This window comes from Ruegeria sp. B11, assembly GCF_056539785.1.
On sequence record NZ_JBQFVO010000002.1, the window covers coordinates 628,122 to 652,147 of the forward strand.

General features: G+C 54.9%; 21 protein-coding genes, 3 pseudogenes and 1 riboswitch. Of the genes and pseudogenes, 17 read left to right on the forward strand and 7 right to left on the reverse strand.

Annotated features, from left to right (window positions below; genetic code table 11):
* Positions 1–42 precede the first annotated feature (42 nt).
* Both ACR0I1_RS10505 and ACR0I1_RS10510 read right to left on the reverse strand, forming a co-directional pair.
* A complete protein-coding gene (locus ACR0I1_RS10505) occupies positions 43–1,173 on the reverse strand; it encodes a glycosyltransferase family 61 protein (RefSeq protein WP_480706330.1) in 1,131 nt (376 codons plus the stop codon).
* A gap of 522 nt (positions 1,174–1,695) precedes the next feature.
* Positions 1,696–2,568 carry a glycosyltransferase family 32 protein gene (locus ACR0I1_RS10510; protein WP_480706332.1) on the reverse strand — a complete coding sequence of 291 codons (873 nt, stop codon included), beginning with the start codon at positions 2,566–2,568 and terminating at the stop codon, positions 1,696–1,698.
* A 474-nt stretch (positions 2,569–3,042) separates the two neighbouring features.
* On the opposite strand from ACR0I1_RS10510, the gene ACR0I1_RS10515 reads away from it, so the two are divergent.
* From ACR0I1_RS10515 to ACR0I1_RS10575, 13 genes are all read left to right on the forward strand, one after another.
* Positions 3,043–4,038 carry a glycosyltransferase family 2 protein gene (locus tag ACR0I1_RS10515; RefSeq protein WP_480706334.1) on the forward strand — a complete coding sequence of 332 codons (996 nt, stop codon included), beginning with the start codon at positions 3,043–3,045 and terminating at the stop codon, positions 4,036–4,038.
* 72 nt (positions 4,039–4,110) lie between these two features.
* The gene (locus tag ACR0I1_RS10520; protein ID WP_170407497.1) at positions 4,111–4,806 is read left to right on the forward strand and encodes an FkbM family methyltransferase; all 696 of its coding nucleotides are present in this window, start codon (positions 4,111–4,113) and stop codon (positions 4,804–4,806) included.
* Between the two features lie 396 nt (positions 4,807–5,202).
* Positions 5,203–5,303, forward strand: a riboswitch (TPP riboswitch).
* Positions 5,304–5,382: 79 nt separating this feature from the next.
* Positions 5,383–6,171, forward strand: a complete 789-nt coding sequence (gene thiD, locus ACR0I1_RS10525) for a bifunctional hydroxymethylpyrimidine kinase/phosphomethylpyrimidine kinase (RefSeq protein ID WP_480706336.1) — start codon at positions 5,383–5,385, stop codon at positions 6,169–6,171.
* A complete protein-coding gene (locus ACR0I1_RS10530; RefSeq protein WP_480706338.1) occupies positions 6,168–7,196 on the forward strand; it encodes an FAD-dependent oxidoreductase in 1,029 nt (342 codons plus the stop codon). Before thiD ends, ACR0I1_RS10530 begins: the two co-directional genes overlap by 4 nt.
* The gene (gene thiS, locus ACR0I1_RS10535; protein WP_170647007.1) at positions 7,193–7,390 is read left to right on the forward strand and encodes a sulfur carrier protein ThiS; all 198 of its coding nucleotides are present in this window, start codon (positions 7,193–7,195) and stop codon (positions 7,388–7,390) included. The genes ACR0I1_RS10530 and thiS overlap by 4 nt, the downstream gene beginning before the upstream one ends.
* Before the next feature lies 1 nt (position 7,391).
* Positions 7,392–8,162 carry a thiazole synthase gene (locus ACR0I1_RS10540; RefSeq protein ID WP_480706340.1) on the forward strand — a complete coding sequence of 257 codons (771 nt, stop codon included), beginning with the start codon at positions 7,392–7,394 and terminating at the stop codon, positions 8,160–8,162.
* A complete protein-coding gene (locus ACR0I1_RS10545) occupies positions 8,159–8,755 on the forward strand; it encodes a thiamine phosphate synthase (RefSeq protein ID WP_170465689.1) in 597 nt (198 codons plus the stop codon). The genes ACR0I1_RS10540 and ACR0I1_RS10545 overlap by 4 nt, the downstream gene beginning before the upstream one ends.
* Positions 8,752–9,720 (forward strand): HesA/MoeB/ThiF family protein, encoded by a 969-nt coding sequence (locus tag ACR0I1_RS10550; RefSeq protein WP_170395061.1) that lies wholly within the window; start codon positions 8,752–8,754, stop codon positions 9,718–9,720. The genes ACR0I1_RS10545 and ACR0I1_RS10550 overlap by 4 nt, the downstream gene beginning before the upstream one ends.
* A 42-nt stretch (positions 9,721–9,762) precedes the next feature.
* Complete coding sequence (locus tag ACR0I1_RS10555; protein ID WP_480706603.1) at positions 9,763–10,671, forward strand: ABC transporter substrate-binding protein; 909 nt, start codon at positions 9,763–9,765, stop codon at positions 10,669–10,671.
* A complete protein-coding gene (tenA, locus tag ACR0I1_RS10560) occupies positions 10,668–11,339 on the forward strand; it encodes a thiaminase II (protein ID WP_480706342.1) in 672 nt (223 codons plus the stop codon). The genes ACR0I1_RS10555 and tenA overlap by 4 nt, the downstream gene beginning before the upstream one ends.
* Positions 11,336–12,061, forward strand: a complete 726-nt coding sequence (locus tag ACR0I1_RS10565; RefSeq protein ID WP_480706344.1) for an ABC transporter ATP-binding protein — start codon at positions 11,336–11,338, stop codon at positions 12,059–12,061. The genes tenA and ACR0I1_RS10565 overlap by 4 nt, the downstream gene beginning before the upstream one ends.
* On the forward strand, positions 12,058–12,711 hold the full coding sequence (locus ACR0I1_RS10570; protein WP_480706346.1) for a TenA family protein: 654 nt from the start codon (positions 12,058–12,060) through the stop codon (positions 12,709–12,711). The genes ACR0I1_RS10565 and ACR0I1_RS10570 overlap by 4 nt, the downstream gene beginning before the upstream one ends.
* On the forward strand, positions 12,708–13,451 hold the full coding sequence (locus ACR0I1_RS10575) for an ABC transporter permease (protein WP_480706348.1): 744 nt from the start codon (positions 12,708–12,710) through the stop codon (positions 13,449–13,451). Before ACR0I1_RS10570 ends, ACR0I1_RS10575 begins: the two co-directional genes overlap by 4 nt.
* Positions 13,452–13,709: 258 nt before the next feature.
* On the opposite strand, the gene ACR0I1_RS10580 is transcribed toward ACR0I1_RS10575, so the two are convergent.
* The 3 genes from ACR0I1_RS10580 to ACR0I1_RS10590 form a co-directional block, all read right to left on the reverse strand.
* On the reverse strand, positions 13,710–14,639 hold the full coding sequence (locus tag ACR0I1_RS10580) for a glycosyltransferase family 2 protein (RefSeq protein WP_480706350.1): 930 nt from the start codon (positions 14,637–14,639) through the stop codon (positions 13,710–13,712).
* Complete coding sequence (locus ACR0I1_RS10585; RefSeq protein WP_480436466.1) at positions 14,629–16,377, reverse strand: ABC transporter ATP-binding protein; 1,749 nt, start codon at positions 16,375–16,377, stop codon at positions 14,629–14,631. Before ACR0I1_RS10585 ends, ACR0I1_RS10580 begins: the two co-directional genes overlap by 11 nt.
* A gap of 137 nt (positions 16,378–16,514) precedes the next feature.
* Complete coding sequence (locus tag ACR0I1_RS10590; protein WP_480706352.1) at positions 16,515–17,198, reverse strand: DnaA N-terminal domain-containing protein; 684 nt, start codon at positions 17,196–17,198, stop codon at positions 16,515–16,517.
* Positions 17,199–17,668: 470 nt separating this feature from the next.
* On the opposite strand from ACR0I1_RS10590, the gene ACR0I1_RS10595 reads away from it, so the two are divergent.
* From ACR0I1_RS10595 to ACR0I1_RS10610, 4 genes and pseudogenes are all read left to right on the forward strand, one after another.
* Positions 17,669–18,976, forward strand: coding sequence for an AAA family ATPase (locus tag ACR0I1_RS10595; RefSeq protein ID WP_480706354.1), 1,308 nt, complete (start codon positions 17,669–17,671; stop codon positions 18,974–18,976).
* Complete coding sequence (locus tag ACR0I1_RS10600; protein WP_223118550.1) at positions 18,973–20,079, forward strand: ParB/RepB/Spo0J family partition protein; 1,107 nt, start codon at positions 18,973–18,975, stop codon at positions 20,077–20,079. The genes ACR0I1_RS10595 and ACR0I1_RS10600 overlap by 4 nt, the downstream gene beginning before the upstream one ends.
* Positions 20,080–20,840: 761 nt before the next feature.
* Positions 20,841–22,121, forward strand: a pseudogene (gene istA / locus ACR0I1_RS10605) (IS21 family transposase); the annotation flags it as partial.
* A pseudogene (locus tag ACR0I1_RS10610) lies at positions 22,118–22,492 on the forward strand (ATP-binding protein); the annotation flags it as partial. The pseudogenes istA and ACR0I1_RS10610, both read left to right, overlap by 4 nt.
* Here ACR0I1_RS10610 and ACR0I1_RS10615 read toward each other — a convergent pair.
* Positions 22,487–23,168, reverse strand: a pseudogene (locus tag ACR0I1_RS10615) (IS6 family transposase). The pseudogenes ACR0I1_RS10610 and ACR0I1_RS10615 overlap by 6 nt on opposite strands.
* A 380-nt stretch (positions 23,169–23,548) precedes the next feature.
* A complete protein-coding gene (mntR, locus tag ACR0I1_RS10620; RefSeq protein ID WP_480706356.1) occupies positions 23,549–24,001 on the reverse strand; it encodes a manganese-binding transcriptional regulator MntR in 453 nt (150 codons plus the stop codon).
* Between the last annotated feature and the right edge of the window lie 25 nt (positions 24,002–24,026).

A 24,026-nucleotide genomic window follows, 5' to 3' on the forward strand; every position in this document is an offset into this window, starting at 1 on the left:
CCTGATCCCGAGCTGTGTCGCGTATATCCAGGATTAGCTGCATTAGTCAGCGGGCTCTTGATGGATGGGAACCAGCTGGTCGCCAAGGGCTTTTTCCAGTTTTCGGATGGTTCGCCGCCGCTGCCGCCAGAACATTTCTTCCCAGGCCAGATCAGGTGAGACAAATCCTGCATCGGCAAGCATTTTATGCAATCTGGACATGTCAAGCTCTCCAAGTGAATGGCGGTTGGGGCGACCGCGCGAAGCCAATACCCAATCAGTGCGAATGGCATTGGCGACAAAAGGCTCTTGCCCGCAAAAGGCCGCTAGCTGAGCTGAGATATTGTGATGCACCGAAGAAGTGCGGCGCGGGATCATTGCAACCTGCTGATCTGGACGGCCTACCAGAGCAAAAAGATGCAGTGCCGACCCGTCTAGTGCAACGATCTGACGGGCGGCTTTGTAACGCGCGATCTGCTTTTCCATCGGGTGTTGTTCCGGATAGAAAATCTCGTAACCGTTCTGGCGCAAATTCTCTTCGAGAAACTCTTCTCCGATAACGCCACCCCGCCGTATTCCAAGACCTGCGCGCGAGATATAAAGCCGCTCCGGTCCATCAGGGGGAACGTCGGCGCCAAAATTTTGATGGATCAAGGCACGATATTCAGGCGTTCCCGCCACAATCGGGCCCAGCCCAAACCCCTGACCGGGCACCTGCAGATGTTCTACCTGAGTTGGCTCGGTCACCACTTTGATTGGCAGATCAATACCCAGAAGCGCAAAAAAACTATGCTGCATGGGGCGTGTTTCACCCCCATTGGCGGGTCGCTTGGGGGTAAAGAGGACCCCATCAATATCCTTCGCGATTGCCGGCAGCGGCCAAAGACGTGCGGTGCTTTCAGCCAGGAAATGACCAAAGTGTACCCATAACAGCCCGGCATAAAGCCAGCGACCCGACAATTGCGGCAAAGGGTCTGTTGGCGATACCGGTTGGGTGGTCATGGCACGCTTTCCCCGCCAAAGCGCCCCATGCGCGCAATATTCCCGGTCTTCAGTCAGAACACCGGCTTCCTGCACCGTATCGGAGACTGCGGGCGGAACCACAATAGCCCGCTCAAGTGCAACAAGTTCACGTGACCATCCTTGATCAGGCTGAGGAGGTTGGTTCAGATCATTATCGTTAAGCGTAGACATCTTTGTTCACACCCGGTCAGAGCGACCGGGTCGACAAAGACATGCTTTTAGTCGGTCTTCTGGTGTTAAAGGCCGGGATAGATGATCGGCGAATATCCTTGTGATCTGTAGCCAGCTTCTTTGACATTCGCCTATCCCATAAACTGGACCCCAGATTAATCCAAGATCTGTGTTCGGGCTTCATAACATTCGGCCCTATTCACCCCAGTATTCTGATATGGCCGTACCTGCGCCGCTGCAAGTAATCGTAGTGAAATTTCTACGCCAGAAAAAGTAAAGGCTCTGTCCGTAGGAAGACAATCGAATATGTTGAGAGTGTCGCAGTTTATCATCCTTGCCTGAAGCGACCGCCATTACTTTGATTGCCAAGTTGTTGCACGTTGTACTCAATACAGTGGCCGGTTGGGGAACTGTCTGCCGAACAACTTGGCACTACGGTGTTAGCAGATGACGCCTAGTGTTTTTGATTCCGATCGTCCGAAACTTGGACACATACTGGCGCTTCTGACTTGCCCAGACATTTTAATCTTGGTCAACAGACTTCAGCACATCCTGTGGCATCGCCTTAGAGGGATCGATGTCATGTTTCTTGCATAGCTTGGCGACCTGGCTGTTGGGATGCGGCAAAGGAAACCCACCATCCATATTGTATTTCTTGCGCATGCTTGAGCCGCCAATGTGATGAACCCCCAACGCGTTTTCATCGAGCGATATGCGGGAAAACCGCGGCCGGAAATAATTCAAGCGCATGGCCGTAGGTTCTTGGGAATAGAATGACTCGGGTGGCAGGGCGTGTTTAACTTCACCGTTTTTGCCCAAAAAATAAGAGATAGCCTGAGGCCCGAACGTATAAAATGGCAGCTGCGACAGGTTTTCCAACGGTACCGAGAAAGAGCCGTCTTCATTGGACTTGCCGATGGAAACATCAATATTTTTTTTCCACGGCCAGTCATTGGGGATCACGATCTCGGACCCGTTCATAAAGTCATGCATACCCTGCAATGTTGGAGAACTGTGCGGCAGCCGGAGAGCCGCATTGTTAAAATAGCGTTTCTCTTTTGCGAAAATATACGGAATGTCGGGGATCGGCTGCATACACAACATATCGCAATCCATCCAGATTTCGTCGGATTCCCGAAGCATGTTGATCCTGAAAAAATCCGACAACGGGGCATAAGCGCTGTTTCGCTTTTCGTTTCGCCATATTTTCAGGTGGTCAGGCAAAAAAATACGTGCATCCGCATTTTCAACGCCCGGTGGTGTGTTCGTGATTTCTTTCAAAGAGTACAACTTGACCTTATGGCCGTGATCCACAAAGCTTTTGAGGCAGAGTTGCTCGAAAAAAGTCAGACTGGATCCATGCCAAAACGATGAAATTACTGGAGAAATTTCCATGCTGGATCAATGCCCGTTATATTTTTCGCTTGCTCCGCATTAGCATGGCTCCGGTATTCGATCCACTGGTTTAATGATCCCGATACAAGCGCAATTGTGATGGTGACCCAACCGTCCAATATGAACTGTCTGTAGCGCAGGTCCGTTAGTCAGAATTCTCGCACCTTTGTGTTTCGCGAAAAAGAACGAGCGGTAACGATCAAACTTTAGGGGCTCGCAATAAGCAGTAATTGTTTGGTTACTTCAACTTTGGTCCAGTTTTCTCAGTCCTCCCCGACAAAGGTCGTAAGATCACCCAAACTGTCTTAAATCGGATCGTCCAATAAGACCTCAGGATGCTCTTGCTTAAGGCGGAAAATTCACCGATCAAGGTTGCCACAAATCCAGACTTACTGGGCAATAGAGGAAGCCGGTGACTCTAAAGACGTGCAATCAGCGATTTTGGCCCTTCCCAAACACAGGAATCCTTTGAAAATGGCCACCTGGGGTGTCGTTACCATGGTCAAAGAGCCGCCAGAGCTGGTGGCTATATTTGCTTCCTATTATGCGTCACTCGGCGCGCAAGAGATCTTTATCTTTCTGGATGGTGATGATCCGAAAGCGCGGCAACTTCTGGCTCAGATACCGAACTGTCGCGTTGAAGTGATGGATGACACGTTTTTTCGAAGAAACTGGGACTGTGCTTATCCAGAAAACAGTTTCAGACGCCAAAGGCTGATAGCGACAAAAGCCTATCGAGAAGCAAAAGTCGATTGGATGCTTTTCCTCGATGCGGACGAGTATCTGCAAGCCGATGATTTTGCACAAGAGCTTGCTGACCTGCCCTCGGATGTTGATACGATTTCAATTCCTAATGGCGAGCGTGTGTTTTCAACCGAGGACACCACACCCGGACTTTTTGGTGGTCTTATGCTGAAGCCTAAGCACACCCGCGGCTATGTCGCCCGAAGCTTATTCGGAGAAGAACGACTCAAATACAGCGACAGAGGATTTTGTGCGCATCGTTTCGGAAAAAGCGCCACCCGAACGGGGAAGAACATCAAGTTAGGTGTTCATGCGCCACAGCGGTGGAGAGGCAACATCAAGCGACATGTTTCTCAACAATCGGTCATTTGTCACTTTGACGGACTGACCGAAATTCACTGGATGCTCAAATTGCTGAGATATCATGATATGGGAACATATGAATCACCTAAGGGCAGCAACGATTTCCGCTATGAACAGGTCCAATTCCTGAAAAATTCATCTTCTTTGAATGCTGTTCAAGAGCTTCATGACATTATCCGAAAATACGACAAGGACACCGAAGAAAGACTAAGGGGTCATGGTCTTCTCGATGATGTGCAGGTCCGCCCTTTCCGGGGTTTGGATTCCTATTATCCTGACCACGAGTTTGACTTGTCGGTTGAGTGGTTCAACGATGTTCTGAAGATGAATATGTCGGACCTCTATGCGAGATTACCGACATGATGTTTGATGCAAATAGTCTGACCTTATGCAAAACATGCTCTACCGACCGCTCATCCTTGGAATGGAGCAAGAATGACCGAAACGAACCCTGATGTTGCGATCCAGTACCGTGGATTGAAGATACCTTCATCGCCATTTCTGGACGAAACGATTATAAATCTGATCGAGCAGGACAATTATGAAAGCTGGGAAATGGATGGCGCTTTGAGCGTCGTTCAACCTGAGGATCGTATTCTGGAAATGGGCGCCGGGCTGGGTATCGTGAGTGGTGTTGTCGCGCTCGAGAACAAACCAGAGGCTATTCTCAGTTTTGAAGCCAATCCAAATCTAATTCCACACATCCGTCGTTTACATGCCCTAAATGGGCTTTCAGACCGGATCGAAGTCCGGAATGCGATACTAAGCGCCAATCCAAAGGATCCCGACTCTATTCCGTTTCATATTGACGCTTCATATCTAGGGTCTTCAGTTTTTGATAATGAAGGTGAATCAACAACATCAGTGCGCGTAGCTAAAGCGGACTTCGAAGCGGTGAAACGAGAGTTCGCTCCGACGGTTCTTGTGATGGATATTGAGGGGGCGGAACTGGATTTCTTGAGGAATGCGGACCTGTCGGGCATTCGAGCCATTGTTATTGAATTCCATCGCCTCATTTATGGGCACAAAGGTGTCCGGGCCTGTAAAAGGATTCTTTCGAACGCGGGTTTTCTACGGCTGGACGATTTGTCCTGGAGGGTTGTTTGGACCTGCACACGAGATCTTGGCTGAACCGCGTCATTGAGACGAGCATTTTCGAACTATGCGAATTGGCCAAGGCAGTTGAGCGCCCTGAAATGAAACGTTTAGCCGACTTGTGACCTGAATTTGCCCATAGCAATTTATTCGTTGCAACTATGTGCATCTGCGGACGGGAACTTGTGACAGGACCTCAAAGAACTGTTTCTGCCTTCAATCTCGGATCGCGGGGCTGGGTCAACGACCACGATGTCGGCGCTGTATGTCCCTGTCTTATTGTGCCGTTTTCCGGTCATAGCATCTGGAAACACCACCATTTTGCGACACCGGCGACACCCCGAGTTAACTGCAAAGCTCAAAGCGAAGCCGCACCCATCATACGGTGTGCAACAAAACTGTTGACGAGACCTGATCTCATCAATAATCGGTAACCATCTGTTGGGGTGCCCCTCGGGGCTGAGATGCAGACATGCAAACCCATTGAACCTGACCCGGTTAGGACCGGCGGAGGAAACAGGCATACCGGGCGCCCCGTGTCACAACTCGTGTCACTTCGCAGGCTCTGGGTCTTTCCACGCACATCCTGACCATGACAACGAAGGATGTGCCATGGTTGCGACTGCATTGACGATTGCCGGTTCCGACAGTGGGGGCGGCGCGGGAATTCAGGCGGATCTCAAATCATTCGGCGCAATGGGCGTGTTCGGTTGCAGCGTGGTCACCGCGATAACCGCGCAGAATACCTGTGACGTGACCGCAGTACATCCGGTACCCGACAATGTGGTCGCGGCTCAGATCAAGGCGGTCCTAGACGACATCCGCATAGACGCCATCAAGATCGGAATGCTGGGCACGCCATCATTGGTTGAAACAGTGGCCCGTGCAACGGAAGGTTTTTCCGGACCTGTCGTCCTAGACCCCGTCATGGTGGCGAAATCCGGGGTCGCCCTGCTTGAAGATCAAGCGATTGCCGCGCTGAAGCGGTATCTTCTGCCGCGCGCTGACCTGCTGACACCGAACCTGCCCGAGGCGGATAAGCTGCTGGGACAAACCCATAAGGGCGACAGTGCCGGACTGGTTGCGCCGTTGCTAGCGCTAGGTCCTAAGGCGGTTCTAATCAAGGGCGGCCATGCCGATGGCATTGAGTGCCTTGATGTGCTGGCAAAGTCAGGGTTCGTTGTCACGCTGGGGGCACCGCGGATCGCGACCCGCAACACGCATGGTACTGGCTGCAGTTATTCCGCAGCAATTGCGGGCTGCCTTGCTCAGGGCATGGATCTTGAGACTGCGGTGCGGCGAGCGCATGGCTGGCTGCACGCTGCAATAAAACGTGCCGACGGGTTGGAGATTGGACAAGGACACGGCCCGGTGCATCATTTTCACGAGATGTGGGCATGAGCGCTGTCACCATACTGGGTGCAGGGGTTGCCGGGCTTTGCGTTGCAGCCGAGCTGGTGTCACGCGGTGTTTCCGTACGGATGATCGACCCGGCAGGTCCCGTGAATACGCATTCCTGCAGCTGGTGGGCCGGTGGCATGTTGGCACCAGAATGCGAGGGCGCAGTCGCCGAACAGCCCGTTGTGGAACACGGGCGTAAAGCAGCGGATTGGTGGCAAAAGCAGGGGGCGCAGTTCGGTCAGGATGTGAACCGGAACGGTACCATGGTTGTCGCTCTGGGCCGGGATCAGAGCGAGCTGACGACGTTTGCACGGCGCGCCGAAGGCGTGGAATGGCTGGACCGTGAGGGCATCGCCCTCCATGAGCCACATCTGGCCGAGCAATTCGGCAAGGCGTTGTTCATCGCGAGTGAAGCGCATCTCAATCCCCGCCCGATGTTGACCGGGTTGCATGCGCAGCTGGTGGCCTCGGGCGTTGAGTTTCTGACCACAAGCGAAACGCTGGGTCAGGTCATCGACTGCCGTGGTCTGGCCGCGCAGGATCGGCTGAGCGATTTGCGCGGGGTAAAGGGTGAGATGCTCATCGTGCGCTGCCCGGATGTGTCGCTGTCGCGTCCCGTGCGGCTGCTGCATCCTCGTTTCCCGCTCTACATTGTACCGCGCGGCGATGGCGTATTCATGTTGGGCGCAACCCAGATCGAAAGTGGGCAGCGCACCCGCGCAAGCCTGCGATCCGTGATGGAACTAATGAATGCGGCCTATGCGCTGCACCCGGCATTTGGTGAGGCCGAGCTGCTGGAAATTGGCGTCGATGCCCGCCCGGCCTTTGCGGACAATCAGCCGCGCATCCGCCATTTCGAAGATCGCATCATGGTGAACGGGCTGTTCCGGCATGGCTATCTGCTTGCTCCGGCGTTGGCGGGGATGGTGGCAGATCTGGTGACCTGCGGCACGCAGCCCGCGCTTTGGTACGAGAACTGCGAAGGCACGAAAAGCGCGTATGAAACGCTGGGGAGAACCACATGAAACTGATGGTGAATGGTGAGGTCACCGAGGCCAAGGGCCCCAGCCTTGCCGATCTTCTGATCGAACTTGGCAAAGGCAACGACAAACTGGCCACGGCGGTGAACGAGGTGTTCGTTCCGGCATCAACACGTGCGGCGCACATGCTTTCCGATGGGGACCGGATCGAGCTGGTTTCGCCGCGGCAGGGGGGCTGACATGCCGGAATTCTACGGCAAGGAAATAGCGTCGCGCCTGATGTTGGGCACCGCGCAGTATCCGTCGCCCGCAGTGCTCGCCGATGCGTTTCGACGTTCGGGCGCAGGCATTGCCACGGTGTCGCTGCGTCGCGAGGCGGGTGGTGAAAGGGCCGGGCAGGATTTCTGGTCTCTGATCCGTAATTTGGGTGTCGAGGTGTTGCCAAATACCGCCGGGTGCTACTCAGTACGCGAAGCGGTCACTACGGCGCAGATGGCGCGCGAACTTTTCGAGACCAACTGGATCAAGCTTGAGGTGATCGGCCATGCCGACACTCTGCAGCCCGACCCGTTCGGCCTTGTGGAGGCGGCGCGCATCCTTGCCGACGATGGGTTCGACGTCTTCCCCTATTGCACCGAAGATCTGGTGCTGTGCGAGAAACTGATCGAGGCAGGCTGCCGGGTACTGATGCCCTGGGGTGCGCCGATCGGCACCGGATTGGGGCTGAATAATCTCTACGGCCTGCGCTCGGTCCGGGCTCATTTCCCCGAGGTGCCTCTGGTGGTCGATGCAGGGCTGGGTCTGCCGTCGCAGGCGGCACAGGCCATCGAAATCGGCTATGACGCGGTGCTGCTGAACACGGCGGTCGCTAAGGCAGGTGATCCGGCGGCGATGGCCGAAGCGTTTGCGCGCGCGGTCGAAGCGGGGGCTTTGGCATTCGGTGCCGATGCGATGGAACCACGCGACATGGCCGCGCCCTCGACCCCTGTTTTTGGAAAGGCCATGTTGTGATCTTGCCGTCGTTCTACCCGATCTTCGATGACATCTCATGGCTGCGCCGAATGCTGCCGCTCGGGGTGCGGTTGGTGCAGCTGCGCATCAAGGAACATCCCCTGGATGCGGTGCGCGCGCAGTTGGCGGAGGCGCGGGATTTGTGCCGCGACCACGGCGCTCTGTTGGTGGTCAATGACTATTGGGAACTGGCGATTGAGCTAGACTGCGACTGGGTGCACCTAGGGCAGGAAGATCTGGATACCGCTGACCTTGACGCGATCCGAGCTGCTGGATTGAAACTTGGAGTCTCAACCCATGACGAAGCAGAGCTTAAGCGTGCGCTGGCTTTGCGGCCTGACTATGTGGCACTCGGGCCCGTTCATCCGACCATTCTTAAAAAGATGAAATGGCACCAGCAGGGTGTCGAAAAGCTGACCGACTGGAAGGCGCGGATCGGACCTATTCCGCTTGTGGCGATAGGTGGCATGTCGGTCGAGCGCGCGCAGGGTGCGTTCGCCGCCGGGGCCGACATCGTGTCCGCCGTGACCGACATCACCTTGAAGGACGACCCAGAAGCCCGTGTACGCGAATGGCTAAGGATCTGCCTATGAGCCGCTATGCACGCCAGATTGCTGTACTTGGCTTTGGCGCGTCGGGGCAGGAAAACCTGCGCACCGCGCATGTACTGGTGATTGGCGCAGGAGGGCTTGCCGCACCAGTGCTGCAATATCTGGTCGGGGCCGGTGTGGGACGTATCCGTTTGGTTGATGCTGACAAGATCAGCCTGTCGAACCTGCACCGCCAAACGCTGTTCCGTGAACGCGACATAGGGCAATCCAAAGTGCAGGTGGCAGCACGTGAAATGATGGCGCTGAATGATGAGGTGCGGATCGAACCGGTCGAAACCCGCTTTGATCCGGCCAATGCCTCGCAACTTTGTCAGGGCATCAATCTGGTGCTGGATTGTGCCGACAGTTTTGCCGCCAGCTATGTGGCCTCGGATGTTTGCCTTGATGCCGATTTGCCGCTGATCAGCGCCAGCGTGGTGGGCTCGGAGGGCTATGTCGGGGGCTTCTGCCACAAGGCTCCGGGTCTGCGCGCGCTGTTCCCGGATCTGCCTGCAAGGCTGGGTTCCTGTGACGCCGATGGCGTGCTTGGCCCGACGGTGGGTATGATCGGCAGTCTGCAAGCGCAGATCGCGGTTGCGGTGCTGAGCGGGGACCTTACGCCAATGGGGCGTCTGGTGACCTATGAGGCCACCAGCATGCGCTTTGGCGGTTTTCGCTTTGACGGCGCGCCGGATCCCGCACCAGAGCCGGACTTCATAGCGCAAGAGATGCTTCGGGCCGACGATCTGGTAATCGACCTACGCGCCGCAGATGAAACTGGCCCGGAGCTGGCCGGGGCTCAGCGCCTCAGTGTCGATGAAATCGATCCGCGTGACCCCCTTTTGCAAAACAACAGACGCCTCATCCTTGCCTGCCGTTCCGGTCTTCGGGCCTGGCAGGCGGCGATGCGGATTTCCACGAAAAACGGGCCCGAAATCAAACTTCTGGCCCTAGGTGACAACAACTGAAACGAGGAAACCGAATTGAAACATTTTCTGACCGTAGCGGCGATGCTGATGGCTACACCGGCGCTGGCACAAGACAAGATGACTCTGCTGCTGGATTGGTTCGTGAACCCTGATCACGGTCCGATCATCGTGGCGCAGCAAAAGGGTTATTTCGCAGACCAGAATCTTGAGGTCGAGATTGTGCCGCCTGCTGATCCCTCGGCCCCACCGAAACTGGTGGCCGCTGGGCAGGGTGACATCGCCGTGAGCTACCAACCAAACCAGCACCTACAGGTAGCCGAAGGTCTGCCGCTGATGCGTGTCGGCACGTTAGTGGCGACACCACTCAGCTGCCTTTTGACGCTGAAGGACGGCCCAATCCAGGAAATCAGCCAGCTAAAGGGCGGCAAGATCGGGTTCTCAGTTGCCGGCGTAGAAGAAGCGGTGCTGAGTGCCATGCTGGGCAAGCACGGTGTCGCGCTGAACGAGATCGAAATGATCAACGTCAACTTCTCGCTCAGCCCGTCGGTCATGTCCGGACAGGTCGATGCGGTGATCGGTGCCTATCGCAATTTTGAGCTGAACCAGATGGAAATCGAAGGCATCGAAGGCCGATGCTTCTATGTCGAAGAAGAAGGCGTGCCGACATATGACGAGCTGATCTATGTCGCCAACCCCGAGCTGATGGACAAGGACAAGGTGCGCCGCTTCCTGCGCGCCACCGAGCTGGCCACGCAATACATCGTCAACAACCCGGATGAAAGCTGGGAGGTTTTCAAAAGCTACGCGGAAGAGCTGGACGACGAGCTGAATGCAAAGGCCTGGGTCGACACCCTACCCCGCTTTGCCTTGCGTCCTGAGGCGCTGGACGAAGGCCGCTATATCCGCTTCGAGGAATTTCTGGCCAGAAGCGGCCTGGTCGAGGGCACCCGCCCAGTATCGAAAATCGCGGTCGATCTGGGGGCACAATGAACTACGGTACCTCATTTGAGGCGTGGCGAGCGGCGGCCGGGGAAACCTGGCCTGCCTATACCCGCCACGAATTCGTGCGGGGCATGGGTGATGGAACCCTCCCGCGCGCAGCGTTTCTGCACTATCTCAAGCAGGATTATGTCTTTCTGATCCATTTCGCCCGCGCTTGGGCGCTGGTGGTGACCAAGGCCGAGACCGTCGCGGATATGCGCCTCGCCGCGGGGACCGTGAATGCACTGATCAATGGCGAGCTTGCCCTGCATATCGGCATCTGTGCCAAGGCTGGGATTTCCGAGGAAGAACTTATTGCAACGCAAGAGCGTCAGGCTAATCTTGCCTATACACGCTATGTGCTGGATGCCGGGCATTCAGGGGATATGCTTGATCTGCTGGCCACACTGGCCCCCTGCGTCATGGGCTATGGTGTGATCGGGGCGGAGCTTTCGGCGACAAAGACGTCGGAAACCTATGCCGATTGGATCAACACTTATGGCGGGGAAGATTACCAACAGGTCTGCTGCGATGTTGGCGCGCTGATCGATGGCGTGGTAGCGCGGCGCATCGGGGATGACCCGCAAAACTGCCCACGTTGGGCAAATCTTTGCGACCGCTTCCACAAGGCGACCGAGCTTGAGGTCGGCTTTTGGGGCATGGCATCGCAGCCATGAGCCCGGCCCCCGCCCTATATCTGCGCGGATCACTGTCGATTGGCGACACATCCATCGCGCGCGGCATTGATCTGCGACTTGATGCAGGGCGGTGGACCTGTCTTCTGGGGGCCAGTGGTGTGGGCAAATCCACAGTGCTCAAGCTGCTGGCCGGACTGGGAGACCATGTTTCTTTGGACGGTGAAATCTGGGCCTCGGACGGTGGCGCGCTGGCCGGGCGGGTGGCCTTAATGGCGCAGAGTGATTTGTTGCTGCCTTGGCTATCAGCGCTCGACAATGTGGCAATAGGGGCACGATTGCGCGGCGAGAAATTCGATCGGGGCCGGGCCGAGCAGGTACTGGAGCAAGTTGGGCTAGGCACACATCTGGGCAAGAAACCGGGAAAGCTCTCCGGTGGGCAAAGACAGCGCGTGGCCTTGGCCCGAACCCTGATGGAAGACCGCCCCATTGTGTTGCTGGACGAACCATTTTCAGCCCTTGATGCCCTGACTCGGGTGCATATGCAGGACCTCACCGCACATCTGCTGAAGGGACGTACGGTGCTGCTTATCACCCATGACCCGGCCGAAGTGGCGCGGCTGGGGCAGAACATCATGATCATGACGCGCGACGGGCTGCACCCGGTCGAAACTCCAATGGGCAGCATCCCGCGCCCTGTTGATGATCCGGGTGTGCTGGGCATCCAGGCCGCGCTGCTTCAACAACTCAGGACGAACAGATGAGCGCAAGCGAAACTCTCAGGGCGCTGAACCAGGACAACTGGACAGCGGCCACGACACATGACTTTACCAATGCGCTGGCAACCGGAATGCTCGATCACGACAAAATGGCTGGCTATTTACAGCAGGATTACCTTTTCGTGGAAGGCTTTGTGCGGCTGCTGGCCTCAGCAGTGGCGCATGCACCCAACCTCGCCGATGCTGTGCCGGGCGCACAGTTTCTAGGTCAGATCTGCGGGCCGGAGAACACCTATTTTTTGCGTGCATTCAGCGCGCTGGATGTGCCGCAGGCAAGCGAAGCCGCACCCGAAACACTGGCGTTTCAAGCCCTGATGGACGAGGCTCGTGCATCAGGGCGTTATGAGCGGATGCTGGCGGTGTTGGTGGTCGCGGAATGGGTCTATCTGGATTGGGCTAGCCCGGTCGAAAACCGCGCCGATAATCTGCCGTTCTGGCTGGGTGAATGGATCACCCTGCACTCCGGCGACGGGTTCGAAAGTGTGGTGGCCTATCTGCGTGAGCAATTGGATGCGATCTGGCCGACCCTTTCGGACCAGGCGCAAACCGAGGTTGCCGCCACCTTCGAAAAAGCCGTGGCCCTAGAGCGCGCCTTTTTCGATGCCGCATGGGCAGGATTCCCGGTTGCCCGATGACAGGTTGGTCCGCAGGAATCGCTGCAGTCGCAGTGGCAGTGTCGCTTTGGCAACTGGTGGTCTGGGCCACCGGCTTGCCGCGTTTTATCTTGCCTCCGCCAGCGCTGGTTTCCGAAACCATTTGGAACAGCCGCAACCTTCTGCTGGAGCATGGGCTGGTCACCGCGACCGAAGTGCTGATCGGGCTGGCCCTTGGCGCAGTGCTGGGCGGGCTGTCGGCCATCGGCCTTGCCGCCTCACCGCTAGCACGCGCGCTGGTGCGACCGATTTTGGTGTTTTCCCAGACCATCCCCGTCTTTGCCCTCGCACCGATTCTGACCCTGTGGCTTGGCTTCGGGCTCGAGGCTAAGATCGCTATGGCTCTGCTGATCATTTATTTCCCGGTCACTTCGTCTTTCTTTGATGCACTGATGCGCAGTAATCGCGACTGGCTGGATCTGGCTCGGGTCATGGGGGCGTCGCCCGCCCGAGTAATGTGGCACATCCGTATTCCATCTGCTCTGCCCGGATTTGCCAGCGGCCTGCGTCTGGCTGCTGTCTATGCTCCCATCGGTGCCGTCATTGGTGAATGGGTCGGAGCGTCGCGTGGGCTGGGATATCTGATGTTGCTGGCCAATGGACGTGCCAAAACGGACCTGATGTTCGCCGCTCTGATCGTGTTGGCGGTACTTACCATCATCCTGCACACAACGGTCAACGCCCTGTGCAATCGGTACCTGGATCAGCGTGATCGGATATGAACAAAGTACTGACCATAAGTATACGCGAACGCGGAGATCGACTTTAATCGTGCCACCAGCTGTGATGAAAAAGCTCAAAGCTAGAGTACATTGATTTCCAGAGCGCCATGTTAAACAAAGCTAGTTGGTCGAGCGGCGAACACAGAGTGTGCCGCAGTCACTTGTCCAAGAGTCCTACGGTAAGGATCAACTTGAATTAAGCCGAACCAGACCGCGTAGCGTCATGGTCTGAAAGTGGTTTATCATTGCCAGTGGCCACTACTTCCGCTGGTCAGGCCTCCGCAGCCAGAGAAGCCGAATGGTTTCCGTAATTTTTGCAACGCGGATCACATAGTGAACGCCCCACACACCAAAAGCCTGTTTGGTTGACAGATCCTGATTCCTCAGAAGATTTGTTAACGTCTTGAAGGAAGGGATCAATTTCTGCACAGGCGGGATGTAATTTACGATGCCGCGCTTGGCATTGCGGCGTAGCCTAGCCCCCTCAATACGACGGGCTTTGGTGATGTGATCCTCAAGACTGTCGCGCGCCGGATGACGAACGATGGCGTCTTCGGCAAACACAATCGCTTCGCCCGCAGATTGAGCACGATCATTCCATTCCATGTCCCCGCCGGACAACACCGTGTCGTTGAACCGACCGATGCGATCCATAAGCTCCCGCCGTACGATCAGATTGGCCGTAACCGCGCGCCCCCGTTCCACCCATTTTTTTTGCTCTAACCCCAAATGAACATCATAGAGTTCGGTCGTCTTCCAATCCTGCCCGTTCGGGATCAGCACAACATTGCCGCCAAAGCGATTAACCTCGGGGTGGTCTTCGGCTATTTTCAACCCGGCCTCTAGATAGAGCGGGTCAGGCTGACAATCGGAGTCGGTGAAAAACAGCAGCTCCGAGGCGGCTTCTTCGATTCCTCGGTTGCGCGCTGCGTATGAGCCGGGTTTTGCCTCACTTAGAATGCGGGCGTTGGCGGGCAGGCGAAACCCGTTGGGCATGGGGTCGGTCGGGTCATTGTTGACTGCAAGTATCTCGAACTGGTTTGTGTTCAGTGTCTGAGAGGCGAGCCCATCCAGACAAAGCTGCAATTGGTCCCAGCTTTGATAGGTCGGGATGATCACTGACGCGCTCAGGGACGAACGCGCCGGTGTAATGTCAGGCCGTTGGATCACGTCGGGATCATTCGGCATTGACGGCGTTCGAGTACTGATGGTCATACAGGGTTTTGAATGGCCCCGGTTTCTTCAGCAACTGTTGGGCGCTGCCCTGCTCAAGAACTTCACCAGCCTCAATCACCACGATCTTGTCCGCATGCATGATGGTTGAAAGCCTGTGAGCCACGATGATTGTCGTACGCCCTTCGGTCAGGCGGCCCAAGGCTTCCTGAACCAGATGTTCCGACCGCGAGTCCAGCGCACTAGTTGGTTCGTCCAGCAGCAGGATCGGGCTGTCGCGCAGAAGCGCGCGCGCGATCGCAAGGCGCTGTTTTTGACCACCGGACAGGAAGGCACCATTTTCACCAACCAGAGTGTCAAAGCCTTTCTCAAGCGACATGATGAAGTCATAGGCATTCGCGGCCTTGGCAGCCTCGATCACGTCGTCTTGCGAGGCACCCTCACGGCCAAAACGGATGTTGTCGGCGATTGAGGCCGAAAACAGAAACGTCTCTTGCCCGACGAACGACATGTTCTGGCGCAGTGATTTGAACGAGGCGTACTTGATATCCTGACCATCGATCGATACCGAACCACTGCTCGGGTCATAAAGGCGCAGGGCCAAATTCAAAATGGTCGACTTGCCGCCGCCGGACAGACCAACCAGAGCGGTGGTCTTGCCAGCTTCGAACGTCAACGAAAGCCCTTTCAGGATCGGATCGCGACGACGGTAGCCGAAAGTGACGGCGTCGAACACCACCTCTCGCGGACCATCAGGCAGGCTTTTGGGATTGGCCTCTTCCGGCAGAGTTTCAGGCTCGTCCAACATATTGAACAACATCTGCACCCGGCGCAGACCCAGCTCCATCTTCACCCGCACCTTCGTCAGGCGCTTCGCGGGCTCATAGGCCATCATCACAGCGGTCACGAACGACATCAGTTCACCCGGAGTGGACGCTGCAGCGCCAAACAGCTTACCAGCGCTCAACCCGATGACCGAGGCAATTGCAAACCCGGCCAGGATATCCGTCAGCGGGCTCGTCGCAGCTTGCAAACGCGCAAGCTTGTTGCGGCGCTTCTCAACGCTTTTCACCGCCGAATTCATTTCGAGGGCCATGCGCTCTTCCAATCCGAAGGACTTGACCACACGTATACCAGCCGAGGTTTCTTGAATGACCTTCATGATCGCGCCCATCGATTGCAGCTCCATATCCGCAATCTCTCGCACTTTGCGAAGCAGCATGCGAACACCCAAGATCGCCAAAGGGCCGACGATAAGCGTAAACAAAGACAAGATCGGTTGCTGGTAGAACATCACGGCCAAAAGACCAATCAATGTAAGCATATCGCGCACCGCCGTGGTCACCATGATCTCGATCACCGTGCGCGCAGCCTGGGCGGTTTGTGTCACCTTCAACAACAGATCCGAGCTTTCGGTCAAATTGAAGAATGACACCCCTTGCCGCAAAAGTTTGTCGTAAAGCTTGATCTGCTGTTTCGAGACGATCCGGTTACCGGCACGGGTCAGAGCCACAATCTGGACGTAAGTCGCAATCCCTTTGACCAGGAAGATCGAGAATACAGCCATCGAAACGCCGAAAATCTTGGCTGAGTTTTCACTGTCAAACAGCGAATCCACCACATCACGCATGATAAAGGCGATACCTGCAGTGGTTGCCGCAACAAATACCATCGCGATGATCGCGATTGTATAAGGGACCGCTTGCTCGCGCATATTTTCGGAGAGCAGTCGCCACAGGACGGAATCACTCAATACGGCCGCAAATTTTGATTTGATCTTTTGCAATGCACATGTCCACTGTGATCAGGATCGAGCTATGTCACATCTGACGCGCTCATAAACAGTTTCCGCTAGATAGTCGCCTGTTGCCAGTTGAGCAAGCCCGCGCCCTATTCTGCCGCTTCAATGCGAATTGTTCGAACCGAAGGGTCTACACGTGAATAAGCGGCCAAAACCCTCCCCGACCATTTCTGTGCAATGTAATCCGCCATAAAACGCGTTGGTGCAATCAGAGTCGCCAGGCCCCCTGCCCTTTCGGCTTCGTTCAGATGCTTGAACCAACTGGACCAAAGTTCTGGGTCACGCTCATGTAGGATCGATTGAACCTGTGCCCAAACGTCTTCACCCTGCGGCGGCGGGATCGATGGCTTTGACTGAAATGGCACAACATTGGTATCGCGCTCTGGCTTCTGCTGCATTCGTTCCTGGAAATCCGTTCCGATCACGGGCCAGGCTTCCATTGTGTCCAGCATGATCTGCTTGAGGTCGAGTTCATAAACCGCAACCCGACCCCGAGCGGCGGGTCGTTTGACCGCAATCCAGCCTGCGCTGCGCAGCTTAGCCATCTCACGTTTAACTGTGCGTTCGTTCACGGACCACAACCGAGCGATCTCTTCCCGGCCGATCGACAGTTCATTGGAGCGCCAGTTATAGCGCGTGGTAATTAATGTCATGATGCGAAGAACACTGCGATGACGATGCTTGTCACCTGATAAGGCGTGAACGGCGAGCGCCGACAAGATATCGTACTTCAGTGCAGGCGCATTTCGCCCGACCGGTTTCGCCACCCGCATCCGTTTCCTCACCGCTCTTTTTTGCCTCATGCGGGTTGATCCCGCCGTAATCGCGCCGTTTCCCAACGCTTTTCGTGATTGTTCACTGATTAGCGTCCAATACTTCGATTCTGTCAAGAGTTCGTTGAGATCACGCTATTTGATAGGTGCTATTAGCTATCAAAAAATAGAAGAAATAGGTGAAGTTATGGTGATGGGGGACATATTGGGTGTCCCCTTATGGAGCAACAATGTCCCCCTATATGCCGTATTTGCTTGAGATGTGTCCCCCTAAATCTGGCAGGATATCCGAAGTAAGGACGATTGCAGAGAGCAGCAGCGTTCCGAATCGGTCAGCACTAGATACGGCCATATTTTCTTACCCGTGGGTAACATCACAACCTTACAATATTTTCTTTTGCCAAATATGCAAATCGGGCGTAAATAACAAAAGAGAGAAAAATAACGTCCAGAAGAATGAGAACTGAGGCATGTACACGCACGAAGACCTGAATGCATTGCGCACCCAGTCCCTGAAATTGCAGGGCTGGATTCGCCAGCAGACTTTCAGCCCTGAGATGGAGAAGACGCTAAGGCGGTTCTCAAGCTGGGAGGTGTCCGAACTGATCTTTAAGGTGAACCAATCGACTTTCCGAGGAAAGCTGGCCGCCGATCCTTCATTGCCGGGAGGCGAGGTCGAGCCTGATGGGCGGCAGCGTTGGTTTAGTCTGGAAGAGGTAAATGAGCTCAGGCGGCGGCTTAAGGTTAATCGCAAAGCGCTCACTCCTCCACGCCCTGCGGGCAAGCGGGCGGTTCGGGCCGCTGTTGCCAATTTCAAAGGGGGGGCCGGCAAGTCGACCGTGGCGTTGCATCTTGCGCACGCCGCTGCTCTGGACGGCTACCGAGTATTAGTGGTGGATTTTGACCCTCAGGCGACGCTCAGCCATTCGATGGGTCTGACCGATGTTGCTGAAGATTTCACCGTCTGGGGTATCATGGCGCGGGATCTAATCCGTGAAACCGAGCGCATGAATAACCGCCCTGCGGCTGCGGAGTCAGGAACCGCCCTGCCCCGCCGAGAATTACCACCTTCTATAACGGATATGGGCCTCGGCGAACTGCGCATTTCTGATTTTATCAAGCAGACCTCATGGTCAACGATTGATGCGATCCCTTCTTGCGCCAACGCTGCTTTCGTCGAATTCGCATCAGCACAATATCGGCACCTGAATCCTGAGTGGTCTTTTTTTGCAGCTGTGTCCCGCTATCTGGATCAAATACCGAATGATGCTTATGACCTGATCCTGTTCGATTGCCCGCCTGCGATAGGATACCAATCGATGAATGCGGTGTTCGCAGCAGACATGTTGTATATCCCGTCGGGGCCCGGATACTGGGAATACGATTCAACCACCTCATTCATTGGACAGTTGGCTGAAGCCCTCGAAGATCTGGCCTATGGTTTCGACAAGACCTTACCCACGGGTAAGATTGGTTTACCCAAGACATTCTGCGAAATTCGGTTTTTGCTTACGCGCTACGAACCGGGGAACCCACTGCACACAGCGATGTATGACGCATTCCGCAAAGTCTTTGGTGAGCACCTCGCCGAGCACCCGGTCGAGATGACGCGTGCGGTCGAGCAATCTGGTCGGTTCCTGAGTTCAGTTTATGAGATGGATTACCGTGAGATGACGAGGGAAACTTGGCGTCGCGCGCGTTCGACATTTGATAATGTTTATGATGAATTCCGGGGCGTCATGCTATCGGCCTGGGACAAGCTGGAGGATGACGTATGAGCCGAAAACGCAGAATGTTCGATATCGATATGCCAGCGATGGAAGAAATCCCGGTTGGCAAGGTTCCGGATAAAGCGCTTGAGAAAAGGCGCGGACCAATGGCTACTGCAATCTCCGAGAACGCTAATGCGCTACGCGACCAGCAAACTACCGAAGATGCAATCAGAGTCGAAAATGACAGGTTAGCGCACGAGCTTGTACGACTACGTTCAGAAGGGTATGTTACTGAACAGATCGCATTGGCGGATGTTGTTACCGAGCGCCTGACGCGCGACCGCAAGCCTGGCCCTGATCCTGAGTTGGATGAGTTGAAGGCTTCTATTCAGGATGTGGGTCTTTCGAACCCGATCCGGGTCGAGCGTCGCAACGATGGACGCTTTGAGTTAATTCAAGGAATGCGCAGATTATCGGCATTTCGCGCATTACTTGAGGAAACTGGCGACGCGCGATTTGCGACGATTCCGGCCGGTGTTTCTGACGTTGCAGAGCTGGATGATAGCTATCGTCGCATGGTCGATGAAAACCTGATCCGAAAGGATATCTCGTTTGCGGAAATGGGCGCGCTTGCGCGTGCCTATGCGCAAGACCCCGCCAATGATTGTCCGGATGTCGACAAAGCGGTTTCAACCTTGTTTAAATCTGCAAGCTATACCAAGCGCAGCTATATACGGGCGTTTGCGAGTTTGCTGGCCATGTTGGAAAAGGTTCTTATGCACCCAAACGACATTCCACGGAATGTGGGCGTTGAACTCAAACGAAAGCTCGACTCTGATCCTGGATTGATCCGACAAGTCAGTGCGGCTTTGGTGAGTGAACCAAATCGCGACAGCGTGCGCGAAGTGGCCATTCTTCGCGATTTTCTCACAATCGAAAATGCGACCGCCGCTAAGCCAAAGGCTGAAGCCGTAGGTAAACCACGCCGCGCGAAGACAACGTTTCAGGTAAGGGGCAGGGCAGGGATTGCAAAATGTTCTGCATCCAGCGGAAGGATCGAACTTCGCTATGATCTCGACTTTACCCGTGTCGATAGGGCTAAATTAGAACGTGCTGTGGCCACTTTGATCGAGGATCTGCGAGAAGAAGACGATCTTACCCACGGGTAAGACCGGCTTAGCGAGATAGATCCGAAGCGCGGCGCTGGTTAATTTCAGCGCCGTTTTTTTGCACAAACTGGACAGCTGTTTGAGTCAGAACCTCACGAGGTCATCTGAACCATTTGATCGTACCACCCGGACTCAAACGCTTGTTTTGTGCTTCGGACGGCTGCATTCCGAGCAGAGGCGATGACATCAAGTCCAGTTAATTAATATAAGGCGTCGCGCCGCATTGATGTTAAACTGGGGCAGGTGATCTGCAAATTATTTAGTTTGTCACGGCGGAACTGATGCACAGTCTATGGGATAGGGCAGGGACCACGCCACGGCCTCAATCTTCGTGCGCACCGCCGCTGCTTTTCATCAGGAGAACTATCTTGGCGTGCGGTAACATATTCATAGCACTTGAGCATACAACGGTGTGGCGGTGAGTACCTATCAATGATTGGTATGAACGTGCCGTGGCTTGCCAGAGAAAGCGCGGCGATCGGTTGAATGATCGACAATAGAGAGCATCGTGTGTGAGTAGTGCGCAAAATGTACTAATAACTACTATTATTAATTCTGTCGGTCTGCAGTTTCATGCAGTAAGAGAATGTGATTTCGGCGGCATTCTTCTTCGCAAGTTTCCTGGGCTGAACAGGCGGTGGTTCTGTCGTAAACTCTGCTCCCACTTGTCAGATCGAACGCAGCCCTGTTAACGCGGGCTGGGACGTGACAGGAGCAAACTGTGACGATCACTTTGAAAGGCGTGCATTTTCCAATATCAATGGTTGTCGGAGGATCGGCAGCGACCGCGCAAACAGCGGCATATGGTCAAGCGGATCTTCGAACAGTAGCGGGATGAGGGTGGTTACACCATCATCAAGGACTATGTTCGGGAGCATGGTCGACAGCATCGCGAGATGTTCTTACCGCTTGACCATGCATCCGGCTATGCTAAGGCCAATTTCGGCGAAGCAATGGTGGTGATCGGTGGCATTGAGCAGAAGGCTCACTTCATTGCCTTGGATCTGCCGTAAAGCGATGCCTGCTACATCCGCGCCTATCCTGCGGCGGCTGCCGAGGCCTGGATGGACGGGCACGTCCGTGCCTTTAGGTTCTTCGGGGCCGTTCCGCGGTCGATCCTTTACGATAACGACCGGTGCCTTGTAGCAAAGATCGAGCCCGACGGAACTCGCAGGCGTGCGCGGCTGTTAAGCGAAATGCTGTCCCACTACGTGATCCAGGTCCGCAACGGGGCGTCCTGGTATGGGCAACGACAAGGGATCCGTCGAAGGGCTGGTGGTTATTCCCGGCGCAATTTCATGGTGCCGATCCCGAACTTTCCAACCTGGGATGCCTTCAACGACAGGCTTGAGAGGCAGTGCCAAAACGACAGGCGGATAAGAAGCGCGGGCATACCGCGACGATTGGCGAGCGGCTTCAGCATGACCTGGACGTGATGGCTGCCTTAACGACCACGCCCTTCGAAGCCTGTAACTAGGCAACAGGCCGGGTCAATTCGCTCGCGTTGGTACGTTACAAAACCAATGATTATTACTTTCCGGCGCCTACGGGCATAGAGATGTCTGGATCCGTGGCTATGTTGACCGGGTGGTGATCGGATGTGGTGGTGAGGTCATCGCGCGACAAATTCGCAGTTACGACCGTGAGGACATGGTCTTCGATCCGGTTCATTACTTGCCGCTGATCGAGAAGAACATAACCGTTTTCGAACAGGCAGCTCCGCTAGCCGGATGGGAGCTTCCCAAGGTTCGATGCTCTCAATAAGATTATGGAGACACGCATGCTGAAAGCCGGAAGGCGCGAATACGTGCAGGTCCTACGGCTGCTCGAAAGCTTCGAAATGGAGGAGATTCATGCTGCAGTGAATACGGCTATCCAGATGGGGTGATCAGTTTGATGCCGTGAAACAACCGGTGCTGTGTCAAGTGGAGCGGCGGCCGCCGAGGCTCGATCTGAATGTCTATCCGTACCTGCCGCAGGCCAAGGTGGCGACGACATCTCTGGCCAGCTACATGTGCCTGACAACAGTTGCTTCGACATGACGGAGACGCCACAGGTCCTGCTGAACCATCAACTAAAAAAACTGAAGCTGCCGACCATCCTGCGGGAATACGACAAACGGGCTCGGCAGTGTTCCTCCGAGGGCCGCGACTATGTTCAGTTCCTGGCCCGGCTGATCGAGCTCGAACTATTTGACCGGGAAAGGCGGATGATTGAGTGCCGGATCAAGGCGGCTCGGTTCCCAGCGACCAATAGTCTCGACAGCTTTGACTTCTCCGCGATCCCGAGCCTCAACAAGATGCAGGTGCTGGAACTGGCGCTCTGCGAATGGATCGACCGCTGCGAGAACGTCATCGCTCTCGGCGCCAGCGACACCGGTAAGACCCACGTGGCGCTTGGTCCCGGGTTATCCCGCCAGCTGGATAAATTGCTGAAATGGACAGAGTCCGGGCGTGAATTGAGCTTTGCGGATCATTTTGACCAATTCTATACCTGCCAAGGCAGATGCTGCCGAAGCGAAAGATTTGAAGCCCAGCATGAATCTGATCCTTCGTTTGATGAAGTGGTGATCTTGTTCAATGATGGTATTGAGGTATTTGCGCTTGACCATCTCAATCGGGATTGGACAACTGAAGCTCTTGAGTATATTACTAACTGCCTTGATGCCGGCCATGTTGGTAAAACTACTGTCGATAACGATCTTGCGCGGTGGACCGTTCACCTCAAGTGCGCGGGCAAAAAACCTCGTCGCAGCAGCTTTGTTCCGGTGCTCGGACAGCATGAAATCAAGGGTCTTGCCGTGTTTATCGATCGCTCGATAAAGATATATCCATTTCCCTTTGGCCCGCACATATGTTTCATCCATTCGCCACAAACGTCGACGGATGCTTTCTATAACGCGCTGTGTCCGAAATGAGACCAGCATATTGACTGAACCAGCGGTTCAGTGTTGCAAGATCCAGATTAACGCCGCGTTCCGCAATGATTTCCTCCAGGTCACGGTATGAAACACCGCAGCGTAGGTAGAAGAAAACCGCGTGCAAAATCACGTCTTTCGAAAAATGCGCACCCTTAATTGAGATCGTCACGGCCTGCTGCTGTCATATTCCAGCCCACGTTAGCAGAACTGCGTTCGATCTGACAGGTGGGGATGGAGTTTGCGACAGAATTTGTTCGTCTGTTCAGTTTGAGGGTAGTTGCTGTAGTCGGGCTTTTTGTCGCTGGAAATCTTAACGCCGATTCTTAATTGGGCCAGATCGACTACCGAATTGGCTTCTTGTTTTTTGAGGGTTCATTTACTTTGCGTTCTCTGCGTCGGCATCTGTATCAATCTTCTGGTACCACGTTGTTTCGCGCCGGGCCACACACCCTCAGATAGTGTCACTATCTAGCTTTAGCTTAAGACAATCTCTGTCTATTTGAAATTAGATATACCAAATTTCGCCAGTAAAATTGAAGTTTCCAGCTTCTACTTTGTTTCCTCAGTCCGCCCAACGAATCCTTTAAAAACTGCAAGAGTTTCTTCGCTTACATGATGCTCAATGCCTTCAGCATCATGCTCTGCGACTTCCGGTGAAACGCCCAAGGCGATCAGGAACTCCACGACAATCCGGTGACGCCTTCTACAAGCTTCCGCCAATTGACGCCCGGCATCGGTCAGTTGAAGTGAGCGGTAGGGAATTTGTTCTATGAAACCTTCTCGTTTCAAACGGGCCAAATTCTTCGAAACCGTAGGTTGGGTTACGCCCAACCGCTCTGCTATTTCGACCGGGCGCGCCGAGCCATTCTGATGGATCAACTCTGCAATAAGTTCAACGTAGTCTTCAACCATTTCGCTTTGGTGGGCCTGTCGCACAGCCTCAAATCCACTCGCCTGGGTATCAATACTACGATCTGAATCTTGCGGTGTCGTTTCAGTCATCGGCTCACGATTAGGTCGTTAATCC

Bases quoted from the DNA above. Each gene is read 5' to 3' on its own strand.
- ACR0I1_RS10570 (WP_480706346.1), top strand. From the start codon at position 12,058: ATGAGCGCAAGCGAAACTCTCAGGGCGCTGAACCAGGACAACTGGACA.
- ACR0I1_RS10580 (WP_480706350.1), bottom strand. From the start codon at position 14,639: ATGCCGAATGATCCCGACGTGATCCAACGGCCTGACATTACACCGGCG.
- ACR0I1_RS10510 (WP_480706332.1), bottom strand. From the start codon at position 2,568: ATGGAAATTTCTCCAGTAATTTCATCGTTTTGGCATGGATCCAGTCTG.
- ACR0I1_RS10595 (WP_480706354.1), top strand. From the start codon at position 17,669: ATGTACACGCACGAAGACCTGAATGCATTGCGCACCCAGTCCCTGAAA.
- ACR0I1_RS10550 (WP_170395061.1), top strand. From the start codon at position 8,752: ATGAGCCGCTATGCACGCCAGATTGCTGTACTTGGCTTTGGCGCGTCG.
- thiS (WP_170647007.1), top strand. From the start codon at position 7,193: ATGAAACTGATGGTGAATGGTGAGGTCACCGAGGCCAAGGGCCCCAGC.
- ACR0I1_RS10565 (WP_480706344.1), top strand. From the start codon at position 11,336: ATGAGCCCGGCCCCCGCCCTATATCTGCGCGGATCACTGTCGATTGGC.
- ACR0I1_RS10590 (WP_480706352.1), bottom strand. From the start codon at position 17,198: ATGCGGGTGGCGAAACCGGTCGGGCGAAATGCGCCTGCACTGAAGTAC.
- ACR0I1_RS10515 (WP_480706334.1), top strand. From the start codon at position 3,043: ATGGCCACCTGGGGTGTCGTTACCATGGTCAAAGAGCCGCCAGAGCTG.
- thiD (WP_480706336.1), top strand. From the start codon at position 5,383: ATGGTTGCGACTGCATTGACGATTGCCGGTTCCGACAGTGGGGGCGGC.
- tenA (WP_480706342.1), top strand. From the start codon at position 10,668: ATGAACTACGGTACCTCATTTGAGGCGTGGCGAGCGGCGGCCGGGGAA.
- ACR0I1_RS10505 (WP_480706330.1), bottom strand. From the start codon at position 1,173: ATGTCTACGCTTAACGATAATGATCTGAACCAACCTCCTCAGCCTGAT.
- ACR0I1_RS10555 (WP_480706603.1), top strand. From the start codon at position 9,763: ATGCTGATGGCTACACCGGCGCTGGCACAAGACAAGATGACTCTGCTG.
- ACR0I1_RS10540 (WP_480706340.1), top strand. From the start codon at position 7,392: ATGCCGGAATTCTACGGCAAGGAAATAGCGTCGCGCCTGATGTTGGGC.
- ACR0I1_RS10530 (WP_480706338.1), top strand. From the start codon at position 6,168: ATGAGCGCTGTCACCATACTGGGTGCAGGGGTTGCCGGGCTTTGCGTT.
- mntR (WP_480706356.1), bottom strand. From the start codon at position 24,001: ATGACTGAAACGACACCGCAAGATTCAGATCGTAGTATTGATACCCAG.
- ACR0I1_RS10520 (WP_170407497.1), top strand. From the start codon at position 4,111: ATGACCGAAACGAACCCTGATGTTGCGATCCAGTACCGTGGATTGAAG.
- ACR0I1_RS10575 (WP_480706348.1), top strand. From the start codon at position 12,708: ATGACAGGTTGGTCCGCAGGAATCGCTGCAGTCGCAGTGGCAGTGTCG.
- ACR0I1_RS10600 (WP_223118550.1), top strand. From the start codon at position 18,973: ATGAGCCGAAAACGCAGAATGTTCGATATCGATATGCCAGCGATGGAA.